Origin of the sequence: Metabacillus litoralis, from assembly GCF_020524045.1 — a bacterium.
Lineage (GTDB): Bacteria > Bacillota > Bacilli > Bacillales > Bacillaceae > Metabacillus > Metabacillus litoralis_C.
Genome location: NZ_JAIVKL010000008.1, coordinates 155,536 through 167,787 on the forward strand (window position 1 = coordinate 155,536; position 12,252 = coordinate 167,787).

Annotated in this window: 14 protein-coding genes; 13 read left to right on the forward strand and 1 reads right to left on the reverse strand. The window is 33.1% G+C overall.

All coding sequences use genetic code 11. The annotated features are described in order from the left end of the window. The first annotated feature begins 1 nt into the window (after position 1). The 5 genes from LC076_RS14170 to LC076_RS14190 all read left to right on the forward strand — a co-directional run bounded on the left by LC076_RS14170 (position 2) and on the right by LC076_RS14190 (position 2,981). Positions 2–478: a hypothetical protein gene (locus LC076_RS14170; RefSeq protein WP_226669745.1), complete on the forward strand. Its 477-nt coding sequence runs from the start codon at positions 2–4 to the stop codon at positions 476–478. Between the two features lie 78 nt (positions 479–556). Continuing rightward, entirely contained in the window at positions 557–1,321 is a 765-nt protein-coding gene (locus LC076_RS14175; protein ID WP_226669746.1) for a MerR family transcriptional regulator, read from the forward strand. A gap of 136 nt (positions 1,322–1,457) precedes the next feature. Next, positions 1,458–1,919 carry a hypothetical protein gene (locus LC076_RS14180; protein ID WP_226669747.1) on the forward strand — a complete coding sequence of 154 codons (462 nt, stop codon included), beginning with the start codon at positions 1,458–1,460 and terminating at the stop codon, positions 1,917–1,919. A 116-nt stretch (positions 1,920–2,035) separates the two neighbouring features. Then, a complete protein-coding gene (locus LC076_RS14185; RefSeq protein WP_226669748.1) occupies positions 2,036–2,467 on the forward strand; it encodes a VOC family protein in 432 nt (143 codons plus the stop codon). Positions 2,468–2,525: 58 nt separating this feature from the next. Continuing rightward, positions 2,526–2,981, forward strand: coding sequence for an SRPBCC family protein (locus LC076_RS14190; protein WP_226669749.1), 456 nt, complete (start codon positions 2,526–2,528; stop codon positions 2,979–2,981). Positions 2,982–3,142: 161 nt separating this feature from the next. Here the strand turns inward: LC076_RS14190 and gdhA are convergent, their stop codons facing one another. Continuing rightward, a complete protein-coding gene (gdhA, locus tag LC076_RS14195) occupies positions 3,143–4,525 on the reverse strand; it encodes an NADP-specific glutamate dehydrogenase (protein ID WP_226669750.1) in 1,383 nt (460 codons plus the stop codon). 142 nt (positions 4,526–4,667) lie between these two features. Here gdhA and LC076_RS14200 point away from each other — a divergent pair, with 142 nt between their 5' ends. From LC076_RS14200 to LC076_RS14235, 8 genes are all read left to right on the forward strand, one after another. Continuing rightward, positions 4,668–5,573 (forward strand): LysR family transcriptional regulator, encoded by a 906-nt coding sequence (locus LC076_RS14200; RefSeq protein WP_226669751.1) that lies wholly within the window; start codon positions 4,668–4,670, stop codon positions 5,571–5,573. A 304-nt stretch (positions 5,574–5,877) separates the two neighbouring features. Further along, on the forward strand, positions 5,878–8,004 hold the full coding sequence (locus tag LC076_RS14205; protein WP_226669752.1) for a BglG family transcription antiterminator: 2,127 nt from the start codon (positions 5,878–5,880) through the stop codon (positions 8,002–8,004). A 36-nt stretch (positions 8,005–8,040) separates the two neighbouring features. After that, on the forward strand, positions 8,041–8,349 hold the full coding sequence (locus LC076_RS14210; protein WP_226669753.1) for a PTS sugar transporter subunit IIB: 309 nt from the start codon (positions 8,041–8,043) through the stop codon (positions 8,347–8,349). Between the two features lie 39 nt (positions 8,350–8,388). Further along, positions 8,389–9,678 carry a PTS sugar transporter subunit IIC gene (locus LC076_RS14215; protein ID WP_226669754.1) on the forward strand — a complete coding sequence of 430 codons (1,290 nt, stop codon included), beginning with the start codon at positions 8,389–8,391 and terminating at the stop codon, positions 9,676–9,678. Between the two features lie 31 nt (positions 9,679–9,709). Further along, a complete protein-coding gene (locus LC076_RS14220; protein ID WP_226669755.1) occupies positions 9,710–10,108 on the forward strand; it encodes a tetratricopeptide repeat protein in 399 nt (132 codons plus the stop codon). Positions 10,109–10,149: 41 nt separating this feature from the next. Further along, a complete protein-coding gene (locus LC076_RS14225) occupies positions 10,150–11,016 on the forward strand; it encodes a class II fructose-bisphosphate aldolase (RefSeq protein WP_226669756.1) in 867 nt (288 codons plus the stop codon). Positions 11,017–11,120: 104 nt separating this feature from the next. Continuing rightward, positions 11,121–11,741: an AAA family ATPase gene (locus LC076_RS14230; protein WP_226669757.1), complete on the forward strand. Its 621-nt coding sequence runs from the start codon at positions 11,121–11,123 to the stop codon at positions 11,739–11,741. Between the two features lie 260 nt (positions 11,742–12,001). Continuing rightward, a complete protein-coding gene (locus tag LC076_RS14235) occupies positions 12,002–12,247 on the forward strand; it encodes an HPr family phosphocarrier protein (protein ID WP_226669758.1) in 246 nt (81 codons plus the stop codon). Positions 12,248–12,252: the final 5 nt, after the last annotated feature.

Sequence of the window (12,252 nt, forward strand, 5' to 3'; positions counted from 1 at the left end):
AATGAGAACTTACATCTTGATTTTACTAGTACCTTTGTTATTCATACTAACTGCTTGTTCTGGAAATGAAGAAGAAAAACAGGACTATTCAGGCATTATTGGTGAGGAAAATGTTTTGGGTTATGAATATATCGTAATAAAAGAAAAAGATACATATACATGGGAGATCAAATATAAAGAAGAGAGATATATAATTAAAGAAGATACACATAACAAAGATACCTTAGAGAATTTTAGAATGGCAGTTAATGAAAGTGAATTAACATTAGTCACGTTAAGTATTACATTAGGATACTTTCTAATTGTTGCTTTCACCTTATTCATTTTAATGAAGAAAAATAGAAAGTTGTTAAAACAACCGGGACCAATAATCGCTTTAGCAGCTTTTATTTCACTCTATATTTCGTCAGATGCATATTTTGAATTAACTACAACCTTTCAAGATGTAAAATACTATTACAGAATGCTCACAAGTTAAGTAAAAAAACTGAAAATAACCTATTGACCTTCAGGCAACGTAAATGTGTAAAGTAAAGTTATCAAGGAGGTTTAGAAGATGGAATATACAATCCAAAAGCTAGCAGAAATCGCGGGAGTTAGTACGAGAACATTACGGTATTATGATGAGCTTGGTATTCTTAAGCCGGCGAGAATCAACTCATCAGGATACCGAATTTATGGACAATATGAAGTCAATCTTATGCAACAAATTCTCTTTTACCGTGAGCTAGGATTACAGCTAAATCAAATAAAAGACATCATAACTGATCCTTCCTTTGACTTTTCTAGAGCGTTAAAGGAGCATAAGGAACGTCTCCTTGATAAACGTAGCCAATTAGATCTACTAATTGAAAACGTGGAAAAAACCATCGCACAAAGTGAAGGGAGAATAACCATGACTGATAGTGAAAAATTTGAAGGTTTTAAGAGAAGAGCTCTAAACGAAAATGAAGATCAATTCGGAAAAGAAATCCGTGAAAAATATGGGGAAGAAACCATTAATAAATACAATGAAAATTTCATGAATATGCCCAAAGAAAAGTATGAGGAATCGGTGAAGATTGAAAATGAATTGATGGAAACATTAACTGAGGCTATGAAAACCGGTGATCCTGCAGGAGAATTAGCACAAAAAGCGGCCCAATTGCATAAACAGTGGCTAACATTTTATTGGCCAACTTATAGTAAAGAAGCACATGCAGGTGTTGCACAAATGTATGTAGATGATGAAAGGTTTACTGCTTATTATGATAAAAATCAGCCTGGTACAGCCCAGTTTTTAAGAGATGCTGTTGCTATTTACACAGGTATAAAAGAGTAAGAATAATATTGTTTTGAAAAAAACTTCTAAAACAGTTCAGTACATAAAATGTGCTGAACTGTTTTTTTCTACTTGAAACTTTTTCACTCTTGTTTCGTAAATAACTGTAGAAGGTTTTCATTTGGAGGTTATTACTATGAAGCAACATGTTGAAAAGATAAAAGCAACAATAAATGAGTTAAAAAGAATTGATAACAAAAAGATAAATACAAAGCTTGATTTAAATAAATCTGAAAGAGTTCTCGATAAGTTAGGCACGTTAGCAAGTGATTGCCAAGAATGTGAGCAGCAATTAGTAGAATTTGAAAATCATTATAACCAAATTCTTGATAAGAACAAGCATCTCCAAGAATCTGATTATAAGCAACATAAAAAGCTCATTCGTGAAGCTTACTCACATCTTCAAAAAAATCATAAGCTTTTACCAGAAGGATATTATCTTAGTGTGTTTATTTCAGTGGGAATAAGTATCGGTGTTATGTTTGGATTAACGATATTTGATAATATTGCTTTAGGTTTACCAATTGGCATGTGTATTGGAATAGCCATTGGATCAGGCTTGGATGCAGACGCGAAGAAAAATGGAAAAACAATATAATTTTTTCACATATAGATCTTAGAGATAAAATTATTGTTTATGTTAAACAGTAGCAGGAATAATTGTTTCTACTATAGAAAGGTAACCGTACTTAATTATTTTAGGAGGTTACAGTTATGGTGTTACAACGTGTAAGTTTGTTAACAATTGGGGCTTATAATTTGCCTTTGCTTCGTTCTTTTTACCAAAAATTAGGTTGGGAAGAAACAGAATTTAGTTCAGATAACTATGCAGCATTTAAAACTGCAGGCGTGATGTTTTCGATTTTTCCTATTGAAGAGCTAGCGAAGGATGCTGGAGTAGAAATCGCTCATCATCCAGAGCAATTCCGTGGAGTTACGTTTGCTATCAATGTTGATTCTTCAGAAGAAGTTGATGCGACGATTGAAGAAGTTCGCTCTGTTGGTGGGAAAATTCTAAGACAACCAAGTGAAGCCTTTTGGGGAGGTAGAACAGCGTATTTTGCCGATCCTGAAAATAATCTTTGGGAAGTTGCGTGGAATCCATCAGCTGTTTTTGATGAAAGAGGTGCGATGGTTTCATACTAATTTAGCTGTTATTATACTTATATGCTTTCGATAACAATATTGAGTTAAGGAGGGGTGAATGTTGAGTATTAATTTTGAAGTAAAAAAAACAACTGATGTATCTATACAAAAAGCTTACAAAGGTTTGCTTGAACTTGATGCTGCTAAGAACTGGATGCAAGGATTAGTGGAAATTACTCGCTTAGATGATGGTCCTGTGCAAGTGAAAAGCGAGTGGAAGGAAACAAGGAAAATGTATGGCAAAGAAGCTTCTGAATATTTTGAAGTAGTTGAACTTCATGAACCTAATAAAATTGTGCTTCGCTGTGATGGAACAAAAGGTACAACAGGCAAAGGCGAATATTTGTATACATATTTACTTACTTCGATAGAAGATAAAACAGAGATTACATTAAAAGGTGAGATCCACGGCCTTACTGGTATAACTAAATTGTTCGGTAAAATGATGGCAGGAATGTTTAAGAAGGCCTGTGCAAAAGATTTGGATGCACTAGTTGATTATTTAGAGAAATAAGTTGATTACACCTAATCAGGATAAAATACCTTAACATAAAACTCACCAAAAAAATATTGCCTTTCTCTCTTCCTGCAAGAAAAAGAGAAAGGCTTCAAAGAATATATGGTGAAATATTTATTTAAGAAATTAACTACATATTAATAGTAAATAACCCTAAATCAAATTACTCCTTGCTCAATCATGGCATCTGCTACTTTAACAAATCCAGCAATATTCGCTCCAACGACAAAATTACCTGGAGCTCCATATTCGCTAGCTGCTTTTTTACTATTTTGATAGATATTTTTCATAATGGTTTGTAATTTGCTATCAACTTCCTCAAATGTCCAAGATAGTCTTGAGCTATTTTGAGACATTTCTAATGCTGAAACAGAAACTCCGCCAGCATTTGCCGCTTTAGCTGGGGCAAATAAAACGTTATTTTCTAAGAAAATTTCTACAGCTTCTAATGTTGAAGGCATATTTGCTCCTTCGCCAACAGCTTTTACACCATTTGAAACTAACATCTTTGCAGAAGCTGAATCAATTTCATTTTGTGTTGCGCAAGGTAAGGCAATGTCACAAGGTACGCTCCAAATGCCAAGACAATTTTCTGTATAGATCGCTTCTGGGTGATCTGTTACATAAGCACTTATTCGTTTCTTTTCCACTTCTTTAATGCGCTTAACAGTTTCTAAATTGATTCCATTTTTGTCATAAATATAGCCATTGGAGTCACTGCATGCTACAACTTTAGCTCCTAGCTGAGCCGCTTTTTCCATAGCATAAATTGATACATTTCCTGAGCCTGAAACAACAACTGTTCTTCCTTTAAAGCTTAAATTTTGGTCTTTTAACATTTCTTCTACAAAATATACAGTTCCATATCCTGTTGCTTCTTTACGAGCTAAGCTTCCTCCATAACCAATGCCTTTTCCAGTTAAAACGCCAGCTTCATAGCCGCCACGCATTTTTTTATATTGACCAAACAAATAGCCAATTTCTCTAGCGCCAACACCAATATCACCTGCTGGAACATCTGTATTAGGTCCGATATATTTACTAAGCTCTGTCATAAAGCTTTGACAAAAACGCATAATTTCTCGATCTGATTTTCCTTTAGGATCAAAATCAGCACCACCTTTACCTCCGCCAATTGGTTGACCAGTTAATGAGTTTTTAAAAATTTGTTCAAAGCCTAAAAACTTAATAATACTGGCATTTACAGAGGGGTGAAATCTTAATCCTCCTTTATAAGGTCCTATTGCACTGTTATATTGAACACGAAATCCACGGTTCACCTTTACATTACCTTCATCATCAACCCAAGGAACACGAAATGAGATCACTCTTTCAGGTTCAACGATTGTTTCAAGGATACCTTGCTTAATATAGTAAGGATTCTTAACAAGAACAGGTATCAAAGAATCAAATACTTCTTTAACTGCTTGATGGAACTCGTTTTCATTCGGATTGCGTTTTTTTACTGTTTCAAATACACGATTAACATAATGGTGGACACTTTCTGTATATAATTCTTGCTTGTTTTCAATTGTTTTCATATTTTACTCTCCTCATTTTTATTTTTATATTTACAGAATTGTTATTATGGAATATTTTATAATTAAACAAACGATCGAATCAATATAAAGAAACGATAATATTAATGCGTTTTTTGCATTAATTAAATTGGAGGATAAGACATTGGATTTTAGACAAATTCGTTATTTTATGGAAGTTGCCATTCGTGAACATGTAACAGAAGCAGCAGATGCTTTACATGTTGCACAATCTTCTGTAAGCAGACAAATTGTTAATTTAGAAAGTGAACTTGGAGTCGATTTGTTCATAAGAGAAGGAAGAAGGGTTCATTTAACACCTATAGGTAAAATATTTTATGAGCGGATGAAACACGCGATGAATGTGATGGATGATGCAAGACGTGAAGTTGAAGAATATTTAGATCCGGAAAAAGGGACAATCCGTATTGCGTTTCCAATTAGTTTAGCAGCTTATACATTACCTACTGTGATTTATGCATTTAGATTGCGTTATCCTGAAGCCAAATTTCAGCTAAAACAAGCACTTTATCGTGACTTAATTGAAGGTGTTATTAAAGGAGATTTTAATCTTGCCTTGATGGGACCACTGCCTCTTGAAGAAAAGAAATTAAATCGTAAAGCACTATTTACTGAAAATATCGTAGCTCTATTGCCAATTAATCATAAACTGGCAAAAAAATCTTCAATAAAACTATTAGAGCTAATAGATGAACCTTTCGTTTTATTGCCACAAGGCTTTGTATTTCGAGATATTGTTGTAAAAGCATGTCAAAACCTTGGTTTCACCCCACATGTTGCTTTTGAGGGTGATGATATTGATGCGTTAAAGGGTCTTGTTTCAGCAGGCTTAGGTGTTACCCTCATGCCTGAAGTGACATTAGTCGATAGCTTGCCAAGATCAACAGTGAAGATACCAGTAGAAGAACCAAATGTTACTAGAACAGTTGGGGTTATTACTCCTAAAGATCGAGTATTATTACCAACAGAAAAGATGTTTTATCAGTTTCTACTCGAATTTTTTGCGAGATTGGATCATTTTAAGTATTGAGTATTATATATAAAACCTAGTGAAATTAAATAATAGAAGCTAATTTTTACTTAAAATGTTAGGAGTTCGATTCTCTAGGAATTTTTCAAAAAGAGAAGCAGAGAAGCTCCAATTCCTTGGTAATTAAGGGATTGAAGCTTTTATTCTTTTTGATTCTACATTATTCAACAAATAAAACTAATTAAATACTTTATATGTCTAAAGTTGTTAACGCTTACATTATTGCAATTTCAAGTTGCAAAAAGATACACTAAACTATTAGAAAATTCCGACTTATAATGAAATTAAGAAAGGAGTTACTTAGATGAAAGAACGGACTCAACGAGTATTAACCAGATTTTTATCAGTAAATACCTTCTTGACTTGTAAGGATTTAAGTAAAGAATTCAATATTAGTGAGCGTACTTTTCGAAATGAATTGACACTCATTAATAACTATCTAGTTGAAAATAAATATCCAATCATTGCATCGACTAGAGGAAGAGGTTTGAAGTTAGCACTGTCTGATAAAGATAGGGAAGAACTCATCTCTAGAATTGGTGATAGCAAAGAATCAAATTATTATAGTCCGAATGAACGCTTTCTAGCTTTACTTTTGGAAATATCAGATAACACGAAAACAACATTACTTTATGAAATGGAAGAAATTCTTCAGGTATCGAAAAGTACAATGGATGAAGATATGAGGAAACTGCGTCACTATTTAAAGAAATATGGAATTTTTGTAGTCAGTTTAACTAAGCAAGGGATCGTATTAAAAGGTGATGAACGATCAATACGTTCAATGCTATATGACGTGATTAATAGTATGACAGATATCGATTATCTAATGGGATACCGAGAGAAAGATGGAGTAAGTAAGTTTGTAGATCAATTTGTCTTGGAATATTTGGATAGTCGTGTATTGAGGATAATTGGGAAGCAGTATGACAATATCATGAAAAAGTCCGTAATAGAGATTAATCATGTATATCGAAATCAAAGCATTCTATTTTTAGCTATTTGGATACGAAGGCTGCAAGAAGGAAATACACTTAGTGAATTGGGTAAAGTTCGGACGGCTATAAAAGAAGGTTCTGTCAGAAATTTAATAGATTCGATCTGTATAGAGCTCGGCTTATTTCCATCAGTAAATGAAATTAAATATGTGAACTTTACAATCGAATCATTTAATCCAAAAGATATGAATAATTCGTTCGATTGGGTTACCGCACAATTATTAGCTATTCAATTAATCGAACATGTTGAAAAAAAGACGAACATTCCATTTTCTAAGAGAGAAGAAGATTTATATGAAGGGTTATATAAGCATATCATAGGCCTATTAAGCAGGTCGAAGAACGATTTGCAAGTGTTTAATCCGTTGAAAGAAACAATTAAAGAATCTTATGCTGAGATTTATCAGGCAGTTAATAGCTTTAGAAAGCAAATAGAAAGTTACATTAAAATACCATTATCCGATGATGAAATTGGGTTCTTGACCGTTTATTTTTCAACTTCTGCAATCCAAATTAAACAGAAAGAACACCATGTCTATCAAGCTGTTGTACTTTGTAATCATGGAATTTCAACAGGGAAACTTTTGGCTGCTAATCTGAAAGAGCAATTCAATATTGAAATTGTCGCCGTATTAAGTACCTATGAGCTAGGCTTTATTGATAAGCTCGATGTTGATTTGGTTTTTACGACAATTACCATTAATTATCCAAGAAAACCAGTATTAGTTCTTAATCCTATATTAAGAGATAGTGATAAAAAAGAAATTAAAGATTTTCTACACAAAAATATAAATATGAGAAGAACTGTATCTAATATAGTAGATGCTACACAGCTGATGCAGGATATTTTAAACGTAATTGTAGAAAGTGGTGGCAGAGTAACAAAGGATAGCTATCAAAAAGTAGAAAAGACTTTCAAAGAACATCATTTAAAAATTAATACAAGGGAGATACAGCCGATGTTACAGGATATTTTAAAGGATTCCAACATTTTATTAAATCAAGAATGTAACGATTGGAAAGAAGCGATAACAAAATCGGCTCAACCGTTATTCTCAGATGAGGTTATTGAAGAACGATATATAAACGCAATGATTAAATCTGTGGAAGATTTTGGTCCTTATATTGTGGTAGGTAAGCACTTAGCTCTAGCACACGCAAGACCTGAGGATGGTGTAAATAAATTAGGTGTTAGTGTTATGACATTAAAGGAACCGGTGATTTTCGGAAATCCAGAGAATGATCCAGTGAAAATTGTTTTTTGTCTAGCTGCAGTGGATTCATATTCACATTTAAATGTTATGAAAAATCTACTTGAGCTAATTAATGATGAACAGAAATTAAACAATTTAATTTTAGCAAACGATCTAAACAGTTTTAATGAGGTGTTATATGGAAATGAAGAGATCGAGAGTGATGAACTAAAGTTTTAATAGAACCTATAAATTTTGAAAAGAGGAGAGAGTGAAATGAAAAAAGTAAATATATTATTTGTATGTGGTGCAGGTTTAGGTAGTAGTTTTGCCTGTCAAATGGCTGCGGAGGATGTTTTAAACAAGTTAGGGATCAACGCAATGTTAGATCATAGTGATATTTCTTCTGCTGTTTCAATGAAACCAGATATTATTATTACGGCACAAAATTTCAAATCGCAATTTGAAAAATTTTCAGTAGATCCTAAACAAACGACAATTGTTTATTTGAAAAATATTGTATCAAAAAAGGAAATTGAAGAAAAGGTCACACCTGTTTTGAAGGATAAAGGTATATTAGCATAAAGATTTTTAGAGATTCTATCTAGAGAAGGGGGCTAAAAAATGAGTGTTGTAAACTTTATTATCGATAATATTTTAACACAGGCTTCTGTCACGATTGCTTTGATTGCTATGTTGGGGTTAATTTTACAAAAGAAATCAGCAGGTCAAGTTACTTCTGGATCGTTAAAGACGATGTTAGGCTTTATGGTATTATCAGCAGGTTCTAGCATTATTGTTGGTAGTTTAATCTATTTCGGTAAGATTTTTACAGAAGGCTTCGATATGCAAGGAATTATTCCTTCCATTGAAGCAATTAATGGTCAAGCGATGAATGACTTGGGTTTGGGCCGTGATATCGCACTAACTTTTTTAGCAATCTTTGTTTTTAATATTCTTATTGCACGGTTTACGAAATGGAAATATATCTTTTTAACTGGTCAGGCTATTCTTTGGATGGCTACAATGACAACAGTCTTTGGATACTTTGCAGGCTTACGTGGTACTGCATTGATTTTAGTAGGTGGTTTCATCGGTGGTATCTTTGCGGTTGCTATGCCTGCAATTGCACAACCATTTGTACGAAAAATAACTGGCATGGATGATATTGCTTTAGGACATTTTTGTACAATTGGATATGTTTTTGAAGCAGGTGTGGCAAAGATCTTTGGAGGTAAGGGAGAAAAGAAAAGATCTGTTGAGGATTTAAAATTACCAGCACAATTTGAATTCTTACAAGACACTTATCTATCTTTAATGGTAGTAATGACGCCGCTTTTTATTATTACAGCAGCATTTGCAGGATCTGAGTTCGCTTCCACATTATCAGGAGATACGCATTATTTAATGTTTGCTTTCTTACAATCTATTCAATTCGTCGTTGGAGTGTATGTATTATTAGCCGGTGTTCGCTTATTACTAGGAGAAATTGTACCGGCATTTAGAGGAATTGCGATGCGTTTGGTTCCGAATGCAAAGCCAGCATTAGATTGCCCGGTATTATTTCCTTTTAGTCCTAATGCCGTTATTGTAGGTTTTATTACAACGACGATAGGTTCGATTATTGCGATGTTTGTTCTACCTGTATTTGGATTAGCCATGATCTTACCAGGAATGCTTACAGCCTTCTTCGCAGGAGGTACTGCCGGTATATTTGGAAATTTAACAGGTGGCCTTCGCGGAGCAGTTATAGGTGGTATTGTACATGGATTCTTCATTACATTATTACCAGCACTTTTAGTCACGACTTTCAATACTATGGGATTTGTAAATGCAACAGCTACAGATGTTGATACTGTAACAGCTGCTTTATTATATGCATGGCTCATTGGTCCACTTATCAAAGCTTTCTAAGATTTGTTTAGAGATAAGGAGGTTTTAAGGAATGTTTGGATTCGGTAAGAAGAAAATGAAGGAATTTCCAAGTGAAACAAAGGAAGAGGTACTGTTGACACAAGAAAGAAAAGAAGAGTTATTACGTACCATTTCTATTAAAAAAGATCAGGTGAATCAAAAAAATTCAGAAGAACAAGCGAAAATATATGAAGAGATTGGCTTAGCTTTTAATGAACTGGGTGAAGAAGATGATGCTATTGAAATGTTAGAGAATAGTATTGAGTCTAAAAAGTCATTAGGTGATGGGTACAAAACTTTATTAAAACTATATAACAAGAAGAGAGCAGAAGCAGCAAAAATGCAGGATGAAGAGTTATTACAAATCTATTTAAAGAAAATGGATCAAATGATGCAAGTTTCAAAAGAAGTAACACGTGGTGTTCGGTAAAGGGAAAATAAATCATTCATATAAAGGGAGAGTAATAGATTATGTTTATAACATTAAAAGAAGTAACACGTAGAGCTGAAGAATTGAATTATACAGTTGGTTCATTTAATGCACATAATTTAGAGATGTTACCAGATATGATACGTGCAGCAAAAGAGCTTGGAGCACCAATTATTATTCAAACAAGTATTGATACTGCAAAATATATAGGCCATGAAAACTTTGTTGCTGTTTGTAAATCAATGGCTTCTAATGAAATGGTAGATGTGGTATTACACCTAGATCATGCAAGAGACTTTGATGATATTAAAGAGGCGATCAAAAAAGGGTATACGTCAGTGATGTTTGATGGATCTCATTTACCCTTCAAAGAAAACATCATGAAAACAAGAGCAGTAGTAGAATATGCACATCACTACGGTGTTTCAGTAGAAGGGGAATTAGGAACGATTGGTGGAACGGAAGAAGGAATTCACGTAGCTGAGAATGATAAGGTTTACACTGACCCTAAAGATGCCGCAGAGTTTGTCAAAGCAACAGGGGTTGACGCACTTGCTGTTGCAATTGGTACAAATCATGGACAATATAAATCTAAAACAGAAGTTAACATACCACTACTAAAAGAAATAAATGATGTAGTAGATGTACCTCTAGTTATTCATGGAGGGACAGGTGTAAATGAAATGGATATACATGAATTAATTAATAACGGTATTCGTAAATTTAATGTTGGAACCGAATTGTTGGTAGCATGGACAAAAACGGCAAAAGAAACATTCAGAGAAACAAAAGAAACAAAATCTTTACGACATAATATTATTCCATGTAATCAGGCAGTCAAAGAAATCGTAAAACATAAAATTGACATTTTCATGAATAAGGAAGACCGTACTATTTTATTAAAGTAAAACAAAAATAATTTTGAAATAAGTCTTTTGTTGGGTTGAAAAAGAAAGAGTACGGGGGAATTCCTAGTACTCTTTCTTTATTCGTTAAAACATGAGGTGATCGAATGGATAAAGTCTTAATCTTATTAGCTGGTTTACCAGGAACTGGTAAAACCTATTTAAGTAATGTTATAAAGAATAAGCTAGGGTCATTTTTTGAACTGTCTCAGGATGACTTGAAAGAATATTTTAGTGATATATACGGTTTTCATAACTTAGAAGAAAAGCAAGAGATTGAAAAAATAGCATGGACGAAATATTACGAGATAATGGAACAGAAAATGCAAGAAAGTACAAATATGATTTCAGATTATCCCTTTAGTCAAAAACAAAAACCTTATATTCAGAATTTTGCAGAAAGATATAACTATAAAGTTATAACCATTAGATTGGTTGCAGATCTAAATGTATTGTTTGAAAGACAAAAGAAACGAGATATGGAGTCTACAAGGCATTTGAGTCATATTGTAACAAAATACAAAAAAGGGGACCAATTATCTGATAGAAGCAATGCAGATCATTTGTTAACTTATGAAGAGTTTATAACAAGATGTAAAACAAGAGGATATCACTTGTTCGAATTAGGAGAATTATATGAAGTAGATGTAACAGATTATACAAAAGTAAATTATTCTACATTGTTAGAAAAAATAAGTTTAAGTTATACCTTTAGGATAAATTTTTAAACTAGAAAGTAAGTGAATTAAGATGATTTTCTATTATTAAGGCTTTTTTCTGAAAGAATGTTACTATTTAACCAAAAAATATGTACTAGAAAACAGTGTATTTTCGTAGAAAGGCTCCTATTTTATGAAGAAAATATGCCACTAGACTTCATAAAATGCTGATTTCTTAAGTATTTATAAGCAACAATGTATTCTAAAACAGCCTTTATTCATTAAAAACTAATAAACGGAGGAATAAAATGATTGAAAAATTATAAACAGTGACAAATGATTCTGGAATTCATGCAGGACCAGCAACATTATTAGTTCAAGTAGTTCCACCATTTTCTTCAGAAGTAATCCTTGAGTGCAAAGGAAAACAAGTAGATTTGAAATCAATTTTGGGAGTGTTGTCCCTAGGAATTCCTAAAGGAGAAACCATTAAAATAATTGCTCAGGGTGAAGATGAAGAACAAGTTCTATCTAGAGTCAATGAAATAATGGAAACAGAAGAACTCTGTGTATAAATATG